This window comes from Stenotrophomonas sp. YJH_SMC_81 (assembly GCF_059370875.1).
The window spans coordinates 62,865-79,986 of the sequence record NZ_JCAFUB010000006.1 but is presented as its reverse complement, the minus strand read 5'-3'; the positions used below and the strand labels follow the sequence as shown (position 1 = coordinate 79,986).

Below are 17,122 nucleotides of genomic sequence, written 5' to 3'. Positions count from 1 at the left end.
GCGTGCCGCGCGCACGCGCCAGCCAGGTCCCTTCCGGCCAACGGCCGGTACAGCTGCTGGCCGGCCACGGCGCCGCGCGCGGAACGGCGATGGGCCGGGCACGCGTGCGGCTGCCGCATGCGCTGGAGGTGGCCGAGCAGCGCGTGGCCGCCCACCAGGTCGAGGCCGAACTGGCGCGCCTGCACCGGGCGCTGGATGCCGCGCGTACGGAAATGCACGAGCTGCGCCAGCGCCTGCATGGCGCCCTGAACCAGGAAGCGGGCGAGTTCCTCGACCTGCACGCGCTGCTGCTGGACGACCCCGAGCTGCTGCACGGCCTGGACGAGCTGATCCGCAGCGGCCCGTACAGCGCCGGCTATGCCTTGCGCCTGCAGCGCGACCGCCTGGCCAAGGTCTTCGATGGCATGGACGATGCCTATCTGAAGAGCCGCATGGACGATCTCGACCATGTGATCGGGCGCATCCACGCCTTCCTGCAACCCGAACGGCCGTCGGCGGTGAAAGGCCTGGCCGGCGAGATCCTGGTCTGCGACAACATCGCGCCCTCCGAGCTGGCGCAGCTGCAGGCACAGGGCGTGGTCGGCATCGTCACGGCCGCCGGCAGCGCGCTGTCGCACAGCGCGATCCTGGCGCGCAGCCTGCACCTGCCCCTGATCGTCAACGTGCCGCAGCTGCTCAGCCGCATCGCCGATGGCGATGTGCTGATCATCGATGGCGCCGACGGCAGCATCACCGTCAACCCGCAGGCCGACAACCTGCGGGACTACCGCGTCCGGCTGAAGGAGCACGCGCGCGAGCAGCGCGAGCTCGGCCGCCTGCGCAGCAAGCCCAGTCGTACCCGCGACCAGGTCGACATTGCCCTGCTGGCCAATGCCGAATCACTGGAAGACGTGACCCAGGCACATGCACTGGGCGCGCAGGGGCTCGGCCTGTACCGCACCGAATTCCTGTTCCTGCAGCGCAATGAGCTGCCGGACGAAGAAGAGCAGTTCCAGACCTACCGCGATGCCGCGCTGGGCATGAGCGGGCGGCCGGTCACCATACGCACGCTGGACCTGGGCGCGGACAAGGCCGACCGTACCGGCCTGACCCTGAGTAACGAAGAGAACCCTGCACTCGGCCTGCGCGGAGTGCGCCTGTCGCTGGCACGGCCGAAGGTGGCCGACACCCAGCTGCGCGCGATCCTGCGCGCGTCTGCGTACGGCAAGCTGCGCGTGCTGGTGCCAATGGTCAGCACCCGCGAGGAGCTGCTGGCCGTGCGCCGGCGCATGCTCAAACTGACCGAACAGCTGCGCGGCGAAGGCCACATGGTGTCCGACCATGTACCGCTGGGCGCGATGATCGAAGTCCCCGCCGCTGCGCTGGCGCTGGAGAGCTTCATCGACCTGGTCGATTTCCTGTCGATCGGCACCAACGATCTGGTGCAGTACCTGCTGGCTGCCGACCGCAACAACGAGGCGCTGGGCGAGTTGTATTCACCGTTGCACCCGGCCGTGCTGCGGCTGCTGCAGATGGTGATCGAGACCGGCGCGCGTCACCGCGTCCCGGTGGCGGTCTGCGGCGAGATGGCCGGTGATGCCCGGATGACCCCGCTGCTGCTGGCGCTGGGCCTGAGCGAGTTCAGCCTGCACCCCGGTACGTTGCTGGAGGTACGCCGCGCGATACGCGACGCTGACCTGGGCGCACTGCGCGCCCGTGCACCGAAACTGCTGGCCGCGCGCGACCGCCGCGCCATCGAACGCTGGCTGGCGCTGGTGGCGGAAACGGCCTGAGCGCCAAGGGTGGTGCCATCCGGCGGCTATGCGCTGAAACATCGCCTTGCGATAATGACGCGCTGAACACCCCTGTTGCCGCATCCTTGCCGGGATCGCGGCTTTTCTTATCCCGCGGGAGCTGCGATGGCTGAAGCTGTACGCCACGACAAGACTGCGCGCCAACTGCGGATGCTGTCCGATGCACTGGACAGCGGCCGGCTGGGCCCGGTACGTCGCCTGGTCAACACCCTGGCCCCGGCCGAGATCGGCAACTTGCTTGAATCGCTGCCGCCGGGCAAGCGCGAGGTGGTGTGGGGCCTGGTCGATCCTGAAGACGACGGCGAGGTGCTGGTCCACGTCGGCGAAGACGTGCGCGAAAGCCTGCTCGCGGACATGGACCCGGACGAGATCATCGCCGCGGTCGAAGACCTGGACATCGACGATCTGGCCGACCTGGTCGAAGACCTGCCGGATACGGTCATCGATGAAGTCCTCAAGTCGATGGACCGCGAGAACCGCGAGCGGCTGGAACAGGTGCTGTCCTATCCCGAGGACAGCGCCGGCCGCCTGATGAACCCGGACGTGGTGACCGTGCGCGCCGACGTCAACGTCGACGTGGTGCTGCGCTACCTGCGCCTGCGCGGCGAATTGCCGGACCACACCGACCACCTGTTCGTGGTCAGCCGGCGGCACCAGTATCTCGGCCGGGTGTCGCTGGCGGCACTGGTGACCCATGAGGACACCACCCCGATCAACCGCCTGATCGACGACGAGCAGCCGGCCATCGACGTCGGCGAGAGCGACCAGGAAGTGGCACGGCAGTTCTCCGACCATGACTGGATCTCCGCACCGGTAGTGGACGAGAACAACATCCTCGTTGGCCGCATCACCATCGATGACGTGGTCGACATCATCCGCGGCCAGGCCGAGCACCAGGCGCTGGGCGCCGCCGGCCTGGACGAGGACGAGGACCTGTTCAGCCCGGTCTGGCGCGCCATGCGCCGCCGCCTGATGTGGCTGTCGATCAACCTGTGCACGGCCTTCCTGGCCTCCAGCGTGGTCGGCCACTTCGAGGGCACCATCGACAAGCTGGTGGCGCTGGCGGTGCTGATGCCGATCGTGGCCGGCCTGGGCGGCAATGCCGGCACCCAGGTGCTGGCGCTGATGGTGCGCGGCCTGGCGTTGGGCCAGGTGGGCGCCTCCAACGCGCGCACGCTGCTGTGGAAGGAAGTGCGGGTGGCCGCGCTCAACGGCCTGCTGCTCGGCTCGATCCTGGGGCTGATCGTGCTGGTCTGGTTCCACTCGCCCGGGCTGTCGGCGGTGATCGCCATCGCGCTGACCTGCAACCTGCTGTTCGCGGCACTGGCCGGCGTGCTGGTGCCGCTGACCCTGAAACGCTTCGGCTTCGACCCGGCGCTGGCCAGTGGCATCTTCCTGACTGCCGTGACCGACTCGATGGGCTTCTTCACCTTCCTCGGCCTGGCCACGCTGGTGCTGCTGCATTGATCCCTGCCGGGCCGGATCCCCGCAACGCGGAGCTCCGACCCACACCAAGACCCAGGGTCGGATCCCCGCAGCGCGGGGCTCTGACCCGATTCCAACTGGACCCTCATGGCCACCACGATCGAAAACTATTTCCAGCCCGGCTGGCGCGACCAGCAGCACACCTGCCCGGCCTGCGAATGGAAGGGCTGCTCGCGTGCCATGGAGATGGAGCTGGACGAGGACGCCACCGAGTACGACTGCCCGGTCTGCGAAAACCCGTTGCTGGTGGTGCTGCACCCGGACATGGCGCAGGTGCAGGCCGCCGCCGCCAGCGGCAATGCCGAAGCCCAGGAACAGCTGGATATCATCGCCAGCTTCCCGCGCCCGCAGTGATGCGGCGCATGATGCCGCGTTGACCTGCGGCGGACTAGGATGCGGCTGAACCCACCGCTCCGGGAACGTCGATGGTCCGTACGATGATGCGCTGGCTGCCGATGCTGGCGATCCTGATGATGGCCGGCTGCGCCTCGCACCCGGACAGCACACGTGGCCGCTTCGAATCGCGTGCGGTGAAAGTGGATGGCCGTACCGCCTATTACCAGGTGTTCATTCCGGCAGCCGCGGCGCGCACGCCTGGCGCACTGCCGGTGGTGCTGTTCCTGCATGGATCCGGCGAGCGTGGCGGCGACGGCGTCAAGCAGACCCATGCCGGGCTGGGGCCGCACCTGCGCAGGCACGCGGCCGACTTCCCCGCGTTGGCCGTATTCCCGCAGGTGCCGGGCCGCCAGGAATGGAGCGGGCGCAACAACCGCGTTGCGCTGGCCGCCCTGGACGCCACCATCGCCGAGTTCGGTGCCGATCCCTCGCGGCAGTACCTGACCGGGATGTCGATGGGCGGCTATGGCAGCTGGAACATCGCGCTGGATCAACCCGGGCGCTTCGCCGCGATCGTGCCAGTATGCGGCGCAGTGCTGGCGCCGCGCGCGGTGCGTCCGACCCTGTTCGTCGAAGAGGTGGCCCAGGAATCCGATCCTTATGCCGTGATCGCCAAGCGGCTTCGGCACACACCGATCTGGATCTTCCATGGTGCGCTGGATGACGTGGTGCCGCCGGATGACGACCGCCGGCTGCACGCCGCATTCCAGAACGCCAACGCGCGTGACGTGCGCTACACCGAGTACCCCGAAGGCAACCACAATGCCTGGGACGCCACCTACGCGGACCCGGCAATGTGGGCATGGCTGTTCGCGCAGAAGCGCTGAACCGCGGCTTCTGCTGGGAAACATCTGTTGGTGGATACCTACCGTTGGTCGGCTTGGGTATTGGTGGGTGCCGACCGTTGGTCGGCACTATCTCTCCGCTTCGGGGTAATCCATTGCTTGGTACCTCCCATCAATCTCCCATCGGCACCAGGCATACGGGTACTCTCCCAGGCAGCTCGCCAAGTTCGCCCTGACCGGGTTGGCGACGATGTACATCGCATGGCGAAACAGTGATTCTTCAGAACGAATGGCGTGATCGTGATAGCTCGATTGCCAAAATGGTCCTGTCTTGCCCAGCATGCGGTTGATCCGCAATGCACTGCTCGATTTGAAGCGTTGCATGATGTAGTCCAGCGAGAACGCACGGATCTCCACAAGCCAATGGATGTGGTCCGGCATGACCACATAGGCAAGTGAGTGCGTCAGGCCATCATCATCAATGCGACGGAACACATCCATCACCTCCTGTGCCGCAGTGGCATCATCGAAGTAGCGTCGACGTTCCTGGGTGACGGTGGTCAGGATGTAGGATTGCCCGATCCGGGAATGGCGGCCAAGGCGTAGGCGTGCGCGGTTCATGGGCCCAAGCGTGCGCCTGCCGGTATCTCTCTTCTATCGGGCAACACGTCAATACAGGTAGGCCCGAAACCATTCAATGGCCAGGCCCGCACTTCACCGCACTGATGGTTCAGTGCCGACCAACGGTCGGCACCCACCAAAGTGGTCAGCCCAGCAAGGTTTCCAGCACGGCCATGCGCACGGCGACCCCGTTGGCGACCTGGCGCAGCACCCACGATTGCGGGCCATCGGCCACGTCGTCGGTCACTTCCACGCCGCGGTTGATCGGGCCCGGGTGCAGTACCGCAGCGTCCTTGCCGGCACGCGCCAGGCGCGCGCGGGTCAGGCCGTACTGCGCGTGGTACTGCTCCAGCGACGGCACCAGGCCTTCTTCCATGCGCTCGCGCTGCAGGCGCAGCATCATCAGCGCGTCGACGCCTTCCAGCATCGCGTCGAAATCATCGCCGACCACGCAACCCTTCAGGGTCTCGTCGTCCGGCAGCAGCGACTGCGGGCCGCACACGCGGATCTCGCCCACGCCCAGCGTGCGCAGCGCGTGCAGGTCGGTGCGCGCCACGCGCGAGTGCTTCACGTCGCCGACGATCACCACCTTCAGCTTCGAGAAATCCGGGCCCTTGGCCTGGCGCAGGGTCAGCATGTCCAGCAGGCCCTGGGTCGGGTGCGCGCTGCGGCCGTCGCCGGCGTTGATCAGTGCGGTGCCCTCGCCCGCCGCCTCGGCCAGCGCGGCCACGGCGCCGTCATCGGGGTGTCGCACCACGAAGCCGCGCACGCCCATCGCTTCCAGGTTGCGCAGCGTGTCGCAGGCGGTTTCGCCCTTGCGCGTGGACGAGGTCGAGGCATCGAAGTTCAGCACATCGGCCCCGAGGCGCTGCGCGGCCAGCTGGAACGAGCTGCGGGTGCGCGTGGACGGCTCGAAGAACAGCGTGCACACCGCCGAACCGGCCAGCACGTGGCGCTTGTTGCCGACACGGCCGACTGCGGCGTCGCGGATCTGCCCTGCCCGATCGAGCAGCTGCAGCAGGGTTTCGCGCGGCAGGCCCTCCAGGGTCAGCAGGTGGCGCAGGCGTCCGGAGGCATCGATTTGCTGGGCAGTCATGGCGGGAGTCGTGCAGTCAGGGAATGGGGGTGGCGTCGTCGGGGGACGACAGCCAGCGGTCGATGATCACCGCCGCGGCCACGGCGTCGAGGGCGGCCGCATCACGGCGACGCTTGCGCCCTTCGGCGCGCTCGACGGCGAAACGGCGGGCCGCCTCGACCGAGCTGGAACGCTCGTCGATCATCACCACCGGCAGCTTGAAGCGTTCCCGCAGCTGGCGGGCAAAGCCCTGCGCACGCTTGCGGTTGGGCTGGTCCTGGCCGTCCAGGGTCAGCGGGTCGCCGACCACCAGGCCGTCGGGCTTCCATTCCTTGAGCAGGCGTTCGATCGCGGTCCAGTCCGGGCCGTTGCCGTGCACATCGACCACCGCCACCGCGCGCGCATGGGCGGCGAAAGCACTGCCGATGGCCACGCCGATGCGTCGCGAGCCAACATCAAAACCCAGAACGGTGCCGTCACGGCGGATCGCCGGCGCAGCAGGAACCGGGGCGGGCGTGATGGGCTCAGACATGGCCGCTGTAGTCGGTCAGCCGGAACAGGTCCACGCCGATGCGCGAAGCCGCTCCCTGCCAGCGCTGCTCCAGCGGCAGCTGGAACACCAGCTCGGCATCGGCCGGCACGGTCAGCCAGCTGTTCTCGGACAGCTCGCTTTCCAGCTGCCCTGCGCCCCAGCCGGCACAGCCGAGGGTGACCACCGCATTGGCCGGGCCTTCGCCACGCGCCATCGCTTCGAGGATGTCGCGCGAGGTGGTCAGGTACAGGCCGTGGCCCACGGTCAGGCTGGAATCCCACGCGCGCGCGTCGTCATGGATGACGAAGCCGCGTTCGGGATGCACCGGACCGCCATTGAGCACCATGCGCGCCTGCAGCTCGCCATCACCGGTGGTGATGTCCATCTGCGCGAGCACTTCACCCAGCGTGTATTCGGAAGGCTGGTTGACCAGCACGCCCATCGCCCCGTTCTCGTCGTGCTGGCAGATCAGCGCGACGCTGCGGGCAAAGGTCGCGTCGAGCAGCGACGGCAGCGCGACGAGCAGGTGATCGGCAAGGGAGGTCGGCATTACAGGCATGGGCCCATTCTACCTGCTGGGGGCGGGATGGTCGCGCGATGGCGCCGAACCGCGATGGGCTAGGATGGTGCTTTGCCACGGAAGGTCATTGATGCCATCTTCATCGCCCCTGACCCTGCCGGCACGCAGCGCCATCGTCCTGATCGCCCTGCTGCAGGGCCTGATGCTGTACGCCGCGCAGGAGCTGTCCGATGCCTGGCCGTTCCGCGATATCGGCTGGCGCTACTGCTGGTACGCCTGGGTGCTGGCCATTCCCAGCGCGGTGGCGCTGAGCCTGGTCGAGCTGGGCCAGCGCCGCCTGTGGCTGCAGGCCGCGCTCGGCTCGGCGGTGGTGCTGGCGCTGGCCGCCTGGATCGGCTGGAACCTCAATGGCGAGACCGCACTGGAATCGGGCGCGCTGCAGTTTCCGTTGACCCTGGGCATGGGCGTGGCGGTGTTCGTGGCCCTGCCCTGGTGGCAGTTCCAGCTGCAGCATGGGCACTGGCGCGCCAGCTATCCCGAGTTGTTCGAGCGCGCCTGGCAGAACGGTTTGACCCTCGCTTTGGCGGCGCTGTTCACCGGGCTGACCTGGCTGCTGCTGTGGCTGTGGGCAGCGCTGTTCCAACTGCTGGACGTGAATGTCTTCCGCGACCTGTTCCGGCAGGACGCTTTCATCGCACTGGCCACCGGCAGCCTGGCCGGGTTCGGCGTGCTGATCGGGCGCACCCAGCACCGCGCGATCCAGATCACCCGCCAGGTGCTGTTCGCGATCTGCCGTGGGCTGCTGCCGCTGCTGTCGTTCATCGCCGTATTGTTCGTGCTGAGCCTGCCGCTTACCGGGCTGGAACCGCTGTGGAAGACCCGTTCGGCCGCCAGCCTGCTGGTGGTGGTGTCGCTGCTGCTGGTGGCGTTCACCAATGCGGTCTACCAGCACGGGGAAGACAGTGTCTCCTACCCTCTGGTGCTGCGCAGGCTGGTCGAAGCCAGCCTGCTGACGCTGCCGGTCTACGCCGCGCTGGCACTGTATGCATTGGGCCTGCGCGTGGCGCAGTACGGCTGGACCCTGGATCGCTTCTGGGCGGTACTCGTCGCATTGGCCACGGCCGGCTATGCCGTGGGCTACGCGCTGGCGGTGCTGCGCCGGCAGCGCCGCTGGCTGCAGATGCTGGAGCCGGTCAACCGCTGGATGTGCTGGGCGGTGCTGGCACTGGCCCTGCTGGGCAACTCGCCCCTGCTGGACCCGGTGCGGCTGACCCTGTCCAGCCAACTGGAGCGGCTGCGCGCGGACCCGCCGGCGATCACCAGCAGCGACGTCAACGTGCTGCGCTTCGATCTGGGGCGCCGTGGCGTGCAGGCGCTGCGCGAACTGCAGCGCGATCCGGCCATCACCGCTGATGCCAACGCGCCACAGGTGATCGCTGCAGCACTGGCACGCACCTCACGCTGGGACGACGGCCATCGCCTCGACAAGGGGCCGCAGGACGTCGCCGCGCTTCAGCGCGCGCTGAAGCTGGCCAAGGGATCCAGTTCGCCACCGGACGACTGGTGGAAAGCTCTGGCCACCCGATCGATCAATGGCGAATCCTGCGCCCAGAGCGAGCGCGACTGCCTGATCGTGCATCGCGACCTGGACGGCGATGGTACCGGCGAGGTGCTGCTGTGCGAGCTGAACACCCACCGTGGACCGGACTGCGTACTGTACGCACGTGGCAAGGATTCGCAGTGGCGCCGGGCCGGTGCGCTGTTCGGCACCGTCAGCGGCCAGGCCGAGACGATCAACCAGGCCCTGCGTGACGGCAGACTCACGCTCATTCCACCGCGCTGGCCGATGCTGTCCATCGGCGGGCACCCTGCGGTGGCCATCGATCCCGAATCCGAATCCGATTCCAACGAGCCTTCCCCATGAGCGGCTACTGCCTCATCGCCCCGGGCCATCCGGTGCACGACTATTACCACGCCAACGAGTACGGCTTCCCGCAGCGTGACGAGCGCGAGCTGTTCGAGCGGCTGGTGCTGGAAATCAACCAGGCCGGCCTGAGCTGGGAAACGATCCTGAAGAAGCGCGAGGGCTTCCGCGCGGCCTACGACGGCTTCGATGTCGACCGCGTGGCCGCGTATGCCGAACAGGACATCGAGCGCCTGCTGTCGGACGCGGGCATCATCCGCAACCGGCTGAAGCTACTGGCGGCGATCCACAACGCGCAGGTGATCCAGCAGCTGCGGGCCAGCCATGGCAGCTTCGCGGCGTGGCTGGATGCACACCACCCGCGCAGCAAGGCCGACTGGGTGAAGCTGTTCAAGAAGACGTTCCGCTTCACCGGCGGCGAGATCACCGGCGAATTCCTGATGAGCCTGGGCTACCTGCCCGGTGCGCACGCCGAGGATTGCCCGGTGCATGCGCGGCTGCTGATGCTGTCGCCGCCGTGGTTGAAGGCCGCCGCCCGCTGATGGATATCCGCCGGGCATGGCCCGGCGCTGCCATGCATGGGTTCAGGTAGTGCCGGCCGCTGGCCGGCAACACCGTTGAACGTCACACGCCCATGTAGCGGCCGGGGCGGTGGTTGAACATCAGCACCAGGCTGAGCACCACCGCGCCGATGGCCGAGTACAGCACCTTCGATGGCGACAACACGAAGAACGCGGCCACCATCAGGCAGGCGTCGTAGGACATCTGCACCTTGCCCGCGCTCCAGCCACGGGTGCGCTGCAGGTACACCGCCAGGATGCCGATGCCACCAAGGCTTGCACGGTGGCGGATGAAGAACAGGATGCCCAGGCCGGACAACGCACCACCGACGATCGCCGAGTACAGCGGGTTGATGTGCGAGAAGTCGATCCAGCGCGGCAGCAGGTCGGTCAGCACGCCACAGGCGGTGACCGCAGCGAAGGTCTTCAGGGTGAATTCCCAGCCCATGCGCCGCAGCGCCACCCAGTAGAACGGCAGGTTGACCAGCACGAACACCAGGCCGAAGTTCCAGCCCATCGCGTAGTGCAGCAGGAAGGCCATGCCCGCCATGCCGCCGATCATCAGCCCGCCCTTGGCGAAGATGGCCAGGCCCAGCGAGGCCACAATAGTGGCCAGCACCATGCCCTGCACGTCCTCGGCGATCGAGTGACGCAGCGCTTTGTCGTCGGCGGTGGTGCCGGCGCTGTCGGGCGGCGGGGTCAGCGGACCGGCGGTGACCAGGTGGCCGTCAGCGTCGTCGCACGGCGCGGGGCCATGGGAGGGAAGGGACATGCGGGTGGGGGAACAGCAGGTGGGGAGCGCTATTAGACACGATCCGCATGACAGTTGCAGATGAAATCGTTCAGCTGAATGCGTCCTGCCCTGCCCTCCGCCGGCCGCTGGTTACCCCTTTCCGGCCAGGTGGTATGCCACCAGCGCGTTGGCGTGGCCATGGCCCAGGCCGTGCTCGCTCTTCAGGAAGCTGACCAGTTCCAAGTGTTTCAGGCCCTTCTTCCCCGCCAGCAGCCCGAACCAGTGCGCCACCGGCTGCCCGTAGGTCTTCTCGATGGAGGGGAAGTACGAGGCCGGGCCTTTCGGCTTGGTGTCAGTGCTCATCTGCAGCTCCCGTTGAAGTCATTCATTCGACGAACCACAGTCCCTGAAATCGACATACCCACACGTTTGACCCGGTGCCGACCAACGGTCGGCACCCACCAAGGCAGAATGCCGTTCCAACAGCTCGCGGGAAACTGTCGAAGGCGGGGTGGCTCAGGTTGCGGGGCGTGAGCGCCATGGGCCCGAGGCATGCCTCGGGCGGGTTGGGCAGGACGCCCCCCCGGTCTTGCCGTGTGCGCAGGACAGCGCACACGAGCAAGCGCGACCGAGCCACACGGACGGCGTCCCCCTCAACCGGACCCACCCCGCCATCCCACGGAATGCACGCATTTGACGTTGACGTTGCCTTGGCTTGAAGCAGGTGCCGGGCGCAGCCCGGCCGTATCATTCCCGCATGCCCCGCGAAAATCTCAACGACCTGCAGGCCTTCGTCCACGTTGCCCGCGAGGGCAGCTTCACCAAGGCTGCCGCCCAGCTGGGCGTGTCCCAGTCCGCGCTCAGCCATGCCATGCGCGGACTGGAGCAGCGCCTGGGCGTGCGCCTGCTGACCCGCACCACCCGCAGCGTCTCGACCACCGAAGCCGGTGCCCGCCTGCTCGATACCCTGGCCCCGCGCCTGGCCGAGATCGAGGACGGGCTGGCCGCGCTGGCCGAGTACCGTGAACGCCCGGCCGGCACCATCCGTATCAATGCCACCGGCCACGCTGCCGAGTACATCGCCTGGCCCAGGCTGGCGCCGCTGCTGCAGCAGTATCCGGATTTGAAGGTGGAACTGGCGGCCGACTACGGGTTGGCCGACATCGTGGCCGAGCGCTACGACATCGGCATCCGCTTGGGCGAGCGGCTGGCGCGCGACATGATCGCCGTACCGATCAGCCCGCCGCTGCGCATGCGCGTGGTCGGGGCGCCCAGCTACTTCCGCCAGCACGCGGTGCCGCGGCATCCGGACGACCTGGCCGGGCACAACTGCGTGACCCTGCGGCTGCCCACGCATGGTGGGCTGATGCCGTGGGATTTCGGCCAGGACGGCAATGAACTGAGCGTGCGCGTGAGCGGCCAGTGGACGTTCAACACCATGGGCATGACCCGCACCGCTGCGCTGGCAGGCAGCGGATTGGCCTGGCTGCCGGAAGACCAGGTGCAGCCGATGCTGGACGATGGCCGGCTGCAATCAGTGCTGGACGACTGGTGCCCGCACTTCGATGGCTACTACGCGTACTACCCTTCGCGCCGCCACGTGACCGTGGCGATGCGGACGGTGCTTGATGCGCTGCGCGGGCCGATGGCTGGATGAGGTGTGCGGACCAACGGTCCGCACCCACCTCGGTCCGCACCCGGTGATCAGCCCTTGGCCTGTGCCGCACGCTGCGGGTTGTAACGCTCGCCAACGATCGACACTTCGTCCAGCGCCTGCGCGATGCGTTGCAGTTCTTCCGGTGCCAGCTGCAGGTCGACCGCGCCCAGGTTCTCTTCCAGGCGATGAACCTTGGTGGTGCCCGGAATCGGCACGATCCACGGTGCCTGCGCGAGCAGCCAGGCCAGTGCGACCTGCGCAGGCGTCGCACCGCGCGCTGCCGCAATCGTGCTGATGCGATCCACCAGCGCCTGATTGGCGCGGCGCGCCTCCACTTCGAAACGCGGCACGCTGTTACGGAAGTCGTTGGCGTCGAAGGTGGTATCGGCGTTGATCGCACCGGTCAGGAAGCCGCGGCCCAGCGGGCTGAACGGCACGAAGCCGATGCCCAGCTCCTGCAGCGTCGGCAGCAGCTCACGCTCCGGTTCGCGCCACCACAGCGAGTACTCGCTCTGCACGGCGGTGACCGGCTGCACCGCATGCGCGCGACGCACGGTGGCAGCGCTCGCCTCGGACAGGCCGAAGTGGCCGACCTTGCCCTCGGCGATCAGGTCGCGCACGGTGCCGGCCACATCCTCGATCGGCACGTTCGGGTCGACGCGGTGCTGGTAGAACAGATCGATATGGTCGGTACGCAGGCGCTTGAGGCTGGCTTCGGCCACGGCACGGATGTTCTCCGGGCGGCTGTCCAGGCCGGCATCGGTGCGCGCGTCCTTGAAACCAAACTTGGTGGCGATCACCAGCCTGTCGCGGTAGGGCGCCAAGGCCTGGCCGAGCAGGTCTTCGTTGGTGTACGGGCCGTACACCTCGGCGGTGTCGAAGAAGGTCACGCCGCGCTCGACGGCAGCGTGCAGCAGGGCGATGCCCTGGCTCGGTTCGACCGGCTGGCCGTAGGCATGGGTCAGGCCCATGCAACCCAGGCCCAGGGCGGAAACCTTCAGGCCGCTGCGGCCGAGTTCACGTGTCTGCATCGTCGTACTCCAGAGGGGGAGTGCTGACGATACGCCTGCGGTGGCGATGGATTGAGCCGGCTGGACCGCAGTCGGTCATGACTGGAATTCATCAATCCGGTCATGACCGTTGCCGGCCAGGTCAGCGGATTTCGGAGATCTCCACCCCATCCAGCCCCTGCGACAGGGTGCGCGCGTCGCCGCCCTGGCTGAGCTTGATGCGCAGGCGCACCTCGTTCTGCGAATCGGCGTAACGCAGCGCGTCCTCGTAGCTGATCTCGCCGGCCTGGTACAGCTCGAACAGGCTCTGGTCGAAGGTCTTCATGCCCAGCTGGACCGAGTCCTTCATCACTTCCTTCAGCTTGTGGATCTCGCCGTCGCGGATGTAGTCCTGTACCAGTGGCGTGCCCAGCAGGATCTCCATCGCCACCTTGCGCGAGCGGCCATCGGGCGACGGCACCAGCTGCTGCGCGACCACGCCCTTGAGGTTCAGCGACAGGTCCATCAACAGCTGGTTGCGGCGGTCTTCCGGGAAGAAGTTGACGATGCGGTCCATCGCCTGGTTGGCATTGTTGGCATGCAACGTGGCCAGCACCAGGTGGCCGGTTTCGGCGAACGCGATGGCGTGGTCCATGCCTTCGCGGGTACGCACCTCGCCGATCATGATCACGTCCGGCGCCTGGCGCAGGGTGTTCTTCAGCGCAGCTTCCCAGCTGTCGGTATCGATGCCGACTTCGCGCTGGGTGATGATGCAGCCCTCGTGCTTGTGCACGAATTCGATCGGGTCTTCGATGGTGATGATGTGGCCGGTCGAATTCTGGTTGCGGTAACCGATCATCGCCGCCAGCGAAGTCGATTTACCGGTACCGGTGGCACCGACGAACAGGATGATGCCGCGCTTGGTCATCGCCAGCGTCTTGATGATCGGCGGCAGGCTCAGCTCTTCCACGGTCGGAATGCGCGTCTCGATGCGACGCAGCACCATGCCGACCTGGTTGCGCTGGTAGAAGCAGCTCACGCGGAAACGGCCGACACCGGACAGGCCGATGGCGAAGTTGCATTCGTGGGTCTTCTCGAATTCCTCGCGCTGTGCCGGGGTCATCACGTTGAGGACCAGGTCGCGGCTCTGCTGCGGCGTCAGTGGCGTCTGCGTGATCGGCGAGATCTTGCCGTTGACCTTCATCGCCGGTGGCATACCCGCAGTGATGAACAGGTCAGAGGCGCGCTGGTGCGCCATCAGCTTGAGGAACGAAGTGAAATCGATGGTGGTCGCGGTGGTGTTCACGGCGGGCTCCCGGAAAGCGGTTTACCAGGTAACGGTCGGTGGAGGAAACAACACGGAGCGGCCGCGCCATTGCGCGCGCCGCCCGTCGCTGTCCCGCCTTACTCGAACAGGCGCTTGTCCTTGGCGTACTCGCGGGCCTGGTTGCGGGTGATCAGGCTGCGCTTGACCAGGTCCTGCAGGTGCTGGTCCAGGGTCATCATGCCGTACTGCTGGCCGGTCTGGATGGCCGAGTACATCTGCGCCACCTTGTCCTCGCGGATCAGGTTGCGGATGGCCGGGGTGCCGACCATGATTTCCCACGCCGCGGTACGGCCGCCGCCGACCTTCTTCAGCAGTGCCTGCGAGATCACCGCACGCAGCGACTCGGACAACATCGAACGCACCATCGGCTTTTCGCCGGCCGGGAACACGTCGATGATACGGTCGATGGTCTTGGCCGCCGAACTGGTGTGCAGGGTGCCGAACACCAGGTGGCCGGTTTCCGCAGCGGTCAGTGCCAGGCGGATGGTTTCCAGGTCGCGAAGTTCGCCGACCAGGATGATGTCCGGGTCCTCACGCAGTGCCGAGCGCAGTGCTTCGTTGAACCCATGCGTGTCACGGTGCACTTCGCGCTGGTTGATCAGGCACTTCTGCGAGGTGTGCACGAATTCGATCGGATCCTCGACGGTGAGGATGTGGCCGTATTCGTTCTTGTTGATGTAGTCGATCATCGCCGCCAGCGTGGTCGACTTGCCCGAGCCGGTCGGGCCGGTCACCAGGATCAGGCCCTGAGGTTGCTGGATCACCTCGCGGAACAGCGGCGGGCAGGCCAGGTCCTCGAGGGTGAGCACCTCGGACGGAATGGTACGGAACACCGCACCGGCGCCGCGGTTCTGGTTGAACGCGTTCACACGGAAGCGCGCCAGCGACGGGATCTCGAAGGAGAAGTCCACTTCGAGGAATTCCTCGTAATCGCGGCGCTGCTTGTCGGACATGATGTCGTACACCAGCGCGTGGACCTGCTTGTGGTCCAGGGCCGGGATGTTGATCCGGCGAACGTCGCCGTCCACGCGGATCATCGGCGGCAGGCCTGCAGACAGGTGCAGGTCGGACGCTTTGTTCTTTACGGAAAACGCCAGCAGTTCGGCGATATCCATGAGCGGCTACTCCCCAATAACGGCTTCGACTGGAAGGATCTTTCCCCGGGCGGCAGTATAGCCTCCTGATTCAACGGAACGCGTTACGTGGCCACTCCCCTGCCCCAGATCCTGAGCAACCTGCATGCCGCCGCCGAGGCGGCCGGCCGGCCCGATCCGCGCCTGCTGGCCGTGTCCAAGACCCAACCGGCCGAGGCCGTGGCCGCGCTGGCCGCACAGGGCCAGCAGGCCTTCGGCGAGAACTATGTGCAGGAAGCGCTGGCCAAGATGCAGGCACTGCAGCACCTGGCGCTGGAGTGGCACCTGATCGGCCACCTGCAGTCGAACAAGGCCGAGGCGGTGGCCACCCATTTCGACTGGGTGCAGAGCGTGGACCGGCCCAAGCTGGTAACGGCGCTGGCGCGCCATCGCCCGGCCGCACGCGGCCCGCTGAATGTGCTGATCCAGGTCAACATCGACGATGAATCGAGCAAGCACGGCTGTGCACCGGAGGATGTCGAGGGGCTGGCCGCAGCGATTGCCGCCGAGCCCTCGCTGTGCCTGCGTGGCCTGATGGCGATTCCTGCGCCGTGGCCCGAGGTGGAGCGCCGTCGGGATGCGTTCGTGCGCATGCGCACACTTTTCCAGTCGCTGGCCGCCCAGCGCGCGCAGGTCGACACGCTGTCGATGGGCATGAGCAGCGACTACGCCGAAGCCATCGCCGAGGGCGCCACCCTGGTGCGCATCGGCACCGCCCTGTTCGGCGCGCGCGCGCGCCCGGCCTGATTTTCCAAGGAGACTTCCATGGCAGCTGATTCCATCACCTTCATCGGCGGCGGCAACATGGCCCGCAGCCTGATCGCCGGCCTGATCCGCCAGGGCGTGCCCGCCGCGCACATCCATGTGGCCGAACCGGTTGCAGCGCTGCGCGAGTCGCTGGCTGCCGACTTCGGCGTGCAGGTACACGACAACGCCACCGATGCCGGCGCACAAGGCAGCACCTGGCTGCTGGCGGTGAAGCCGCAGGTGCTGCGTGAGGTCTGCCAGTCGCTGCAGGCACTGGCCCAGGCAAACCGGCCGCTGGTGGTGTCGATCGCTGCCGGCATCACCAGCGCACAGCTGGAGCGCTGGCTGGGTGGCAACCTGCCGGTGGTGCGCGCAATGCCCAATACCCCCGCTCTGCTCGGCGCCGGCGTGACCGGCCTGTATGCCACGCCCTCGGTGAATCCGCAGCAGCACGCGCAGGCCGAACAGGTGCTGGCCAGCGCTGGGCGCACGGTGTGGATCGAACGCGAGGCACTGATGGATTCGGTCACCGCCGTGTCTGGCAGCGGGCCGGCCTATGTGTTCCTGCTGGCCGAAGCGATGGAAGCGGCGGGCATTGCCCAGGGCCTGCCGGCCGAGGCCGCGCGCACGCTGGTGGTGCAGACCCTGCTGGGCGCCTCGCGCATGCTGGATGAGGCCGGTGAGAGCCCCGCAGAGCTGCGCCGACGCGTGACGTCACCCAACGGCACTACCCAGGCCGCGATCGAGAGCTTCCAGGCTGGCGGCTTCGAGGCACTGGTGGACAAAGCACTGCGCGCCGCGCAGGTGCGTGGACAGGAATTGTCTGCTGCGAATGATTGATCCCC

General features: G+C 67.3%; 18 protein-coding genes. 9 read left to right on the top strand and 9 right to left on the bottom strand.

The features are described from left to right. The first annotated feature begins 2 nt into the window (after window positions 1-2). The 4 genes from ptsP (at window position 3) to AC5P8U_RS13930 (ending at window position 4,501) form a co-directional block, all read left to right on the top strand. Window positions 3-1,772: a phosphoenolpyruvate--protein phosphotransferase gene (gene ptsP / locus AC5P8U_RS13945; RefSeq protein ID WP_227836595.1), complete on the top strand. Its 1,770-nt coding sequence runs from the start codon at window positions 3-5 to the stop codon at window positions 1,770-1,772. Between the two features lie 126 nt (window positions 1,773-1,898). Further along, entirely contained in the window at window positions 1,899-3,260 is a 1,362-nt protein-coding gene (gene mgtE, locus AC5P8U_RS13940) for a magnesium transporter (RefSeq protein WP_049410631.1), read from the top strand. A 105-nt stretch (window positions 3,261-3,365) separates the two neighbouring features. Then, window positions 3,366-3,632 carry a hypothetical protein gene (locus AC5P8U_RS13935; protein ID WP_447897345.1) on the top strand — a complete coding sequence of 89 codons (267 nt, stop codon included), beginning with the start codon at window positions 3,366-3,368 and terminating at the stop codon, window positions 3,630-3,632. 71 nt (window positions 3,633-3,703) lie between these two features. Continuing rightward, a complete protein-coding gene (locus tag AC5P8U_RS13930) occupies window positions 3,704-4,501 on the top strand; it encodes a carboxylesterase family protein (RefSeq protein WP_088497784.1) in 798 nt (265 codons plus the stop codon). An 87-nt stretch (window positions 4,502-4,588) separates the two neighbouring features. Here AC5P8U_RS13930 and AC5P8U_RS13925 read toward each other — a convergent pair whose 3' ends face one another. From AC5P8U_RS13925 to AC5P8U_RS13910, 4 genes are all read right to left on the bottom strand, one after another. Beyond that, window positions 4,589-5,080, bottom strand: a complete 492-nt coding sequence (locus AC5P8U_RS13925) for an REP-associated tyrosine transposase (protein WP_088497785.1) — start codon at window positions 5,078-5,080, stop codon at window positions 4,589-4,591. 145 nt (window positions 5,081-5,225) lie between these two features. Next, window positions 5,226-6,176 (bottom strand): aspartate carbamoyltransferase catalytic subunit, encoded by a 951-nt coding sequence (locus AC5P8U_RS13920; protein ID WP_072168199.1) that lies wholly within the window; start codon window positions 6,174-6,176, stop codon window positions 5,226-5,228. A gap of 16 nt (window positions 6,177-6,192) precedes the next feature. After that, complete coding sequence (ruvX, locus tag AC5P8U_RS13915; protein ID WP_049410643.1) at window positions 6,193-6,687, bottom strand: Holliday junction resolvase RuvX; 495 nt, start codon at window positions 6,685-6,687, stop codon at window positions 6,193-6,195. Further along, window positions 6,680-7,246, bottom strand: a complete 567-nt coding sequence (locus AC5P8U_RS13910) for a YqgE/AlgH family protein (protein WP_072168200.1) — start codon at window positions 7,244-7,246, stop codon at window positions 6,680-6,682. Before AC5P8U_RS13910 ends, ruvX begins: the two co-directional genes overlap by 8 nt. A gap of 91 nt (window positions 7,247-7,337) precedes the next feature. Between AC5P8U_RS13910 and AC5P8U_RS13905 the strand changes: the two genes are divergently transcribed. Next, complete coding sequence (locus AC5P8U_RS13905; protein WP_439426655.1) at window positions 7,338-9,131, top strand: DUF4153 domain-containing protein; 1,794 nt, start codon at window positions 7,338-7,340, stop codon at window positions 9,129-9,131. After that, the gene (locus AC5P8U_RS13900; RefSeq protein ID WP_447897346.1) at window positions 9,128-9,673 is read left to right on the top strand and encodes a DNA-3-methyladenine glycosylase I; all 546 of its coding nucleotides are present in this window, start codon (window positions 9,128-9,130) and stop codon (window positions 9,671-9,673) included. The genes AC5P8U_RS13905 and AC5P8U_RS13900 overlap by 4 nt, the downstream gene beginning before the upstream one ends. Window positions 9,674-9,755: 82 nt before the next feature. Here the strand turns inward: AC5P8U_RS13900 and AC5P8U_RS13895 are convergent, their stop codons facing one another. After that, complete coding sequence (locus tag AC5P8U_RS13895; RefSeq protein ID WP_353762006.1) at window positions 9,756-10,463, bottom strand: YitT family protein; 708 nt, start codon at window positions 10,461-10,463, stop codon at window positions 9,756-9,758. Between the two features lie 111 nt (window positions 10,464-10,574). Continuing rightward, window positions 10,575-10,787 (bottom strand): DUF4287 domain-containing protein, encoded by a 213-nt coding sequence (locus AC5P8U_RS13890; protein ID WP_439426654.1) that lies wholly within the window; start codon window positions 10,785-10,787, stop codon window positions 10,575-10,577. A gap of 394 nt (window positions 10,788-11,181) precedes the next feature. Here AC5P8U_RS13890 and AC5P8U_RS13885 point away from each other — a divergent pair, with 394 nt between their 5' ends. Then, window positions 11,182-12,081, top strand: coding sequence for a LysR family transcriptional regulator (locus AC5P8U_RS13885; RefSeq protein WP_088497788.1), 900 nt, complete (start codon window positions 11,182-11,184; stop codon window positions 12,079-12,081). Between the two features lie 47 nt (window positions 12,082-12,128). Here AC5P8U_RS13885 and AC5P8U_RS13880 read toward each other — a convergent pair whose 3' ends face one another. From AC5P8U_RS13880 to AC5P8U_RS13870, 3 genes are all read right to left on the bottom strand, one after another. Beyond that, entirely contained in the window at window positions 12,129-13,112 is a 984-nt protein-coding gene (locus tag AC5P8U_RS13880) for an aldo/keto reductase (RefSeq protein WP_072168205.1), read from the bottom strand. A 121-nt stretch (window positions 13,113-13,233) separates the two neighbouring features. Beyond that, complete coding sequence (locus tag AC5P8U_RS13875) at window positions 13,234-14,376, bottom strand: PilT/PilU family type 4a pilus ATPase (protein WP_005415539.1); 1,143 nt, start codon at window positions 14,374-14,376, stop codon at window positions 13,234-13,236. Between the two features lie 98 nt (window positions 14,377-14,474). After that, complete coding sequence (locus AC5P8U_RS13870; protein ID WP_004147099.1) at window positions 14,475-15,512, bottom strand: type IV pilus twitching motility protein PilT; 1,038 nt, start codon at window positions 15,510-15,512, stop codon at window positions 14,475-14,477. A gap of 87 nt (window positions 15,513-15,599) precedes the next feature. Here AC5P8U_RS13870 and AC5P8U_RS13865 point away from each other — a divergent pair, with 87 nt between their 5' ends. Next, the gene (locus AC5P8U_RS13865) at window positions 15,600-16,277 is read left to right on the top strand and encodes a YggS family pyridoxal phosphate-dependent enzyme (protein ID WP_005415538.1); all 678 of its coding nucleotides are present in this window, start codon (window positions 15,600-15,602) and stop codon (window positions 16,275-16,277) included. Between the two features lie 18 nt (window positions 16,278-16,295). Then, window positions 16,296-17,117, top strand: a complete 822-nt coding sequence (proC, locus tag AC5P8U_RS13860; protein ID WP_072168207.1) for a pyrroline-5-carboxylate reductase — start codon at window positions 16,296-16,298, stop codon at window positions 17,115-17,117. Window positions 17,118-17,122: the final 5 nt, after the last annotated feature.

Coding starts and splice junctions, on each gene's coding strand:
- mgtE (WP_049410631.1), top strand. CDS start 1,899: ATGGCTGAAGCTGTACGCCACGACAAGACTGCGCGCCAACTGCGGATG.
- AC5P8U_RS13935 (WP_447897345.1), top strand. CDS start 3,366: ATGGCCACCACGATCGAAAACTATTTCCAGCCCGGCTGGCGCGACCAG.
- AC5P8U_RS13930 (WP_088497784.1), top strand. CDS start 3,704: ATGGTCCGTACGATGATGCGCTGGCTGCCGATGCTGGCGATCCTGATG.
- AC5P8U_RS13925 (WP_088497785.1), bottom strand. CDS start 5,080: ATGAACCGCGCACGCCTACGCCTTGGCCGCCATTCCCGGATCGGGCAA.
- AC5P8U_RS13920 (WP_072168199.1), bottom strand. CDS start 6,176: ATGACTGCCCAGCAAATCGATGCCTCCGGACGCCTGCGCCACCTGCTG.
- ruvX (WP_049410643.1), bottom strand. CDS start 6,687: ATGTCTGAGCCCATCACGCCCGCCCCGGTTCCTGCTGCGCCGGCGATC.
- AC5P8U_RS13910 (WP_072168200.1), bottom strand. CDS start 7,246: ATGCCTGTAATGCCGACCTCCCTTGCCGATCACCTGCTCGTCGCGCTG.
- AC5P8U_RS13905 (WP_439426655.1), top strand. CDS start 7,338: ATGCCATCTTCATCGCCCCTGACCCTGCCGGCACGCAGCGCCATCGTC.
- AC5P8U_RS13900 (WP_447897346.1), top strand. CDS start 9,128: ATGAGCGGCTACTGCCTCATCGCCCCGGGCCATCCGGTGCACGACTAT.
- AC5P8U_RS13895 (WP_353762006.1), bottom strand. CDS start 10,463: ATGTCCCTTCCCTCCCATGGCCCCGCGCCGTGCGACGACGCTGACGGC.
- AC5P8U_RS13890 (WP_439426654.1), bottom strand. CDS start 10,787: ATGAGCACTGACACCAAGCCGAAAGGCCCGGCCTCGTACTTCCCCTCC.
- AC5P8U_RS13885 (WP_088497788.1), top strand. CDS start 11,182: ATGCCCCGCGAAAATCTCAACGACCTGCAGGCCTTCGTCCACGTTGCC.
- AC5P8U_RS13880 (WP_072168205.1), bottom strand. CDS start 13,112: ATGCAGACACGTGAACTCGGCCGCAGCGGCCTGAAGGTTTCCGCCCTG.
- AC5P8U_RS13870 (WP_004147099.1), bottom strand. CDS start 15,512: ATGGATATCGCCGAACTGCTGGCGTTTTCCGTAAAGAACAAAGCGTCC.
- proC (WP_072168207.1), top strand. CDS start 16,296: ATGGCAGCTGATTCCATCACCTTCATCGGCGGCGGCAACATGGCCCGC.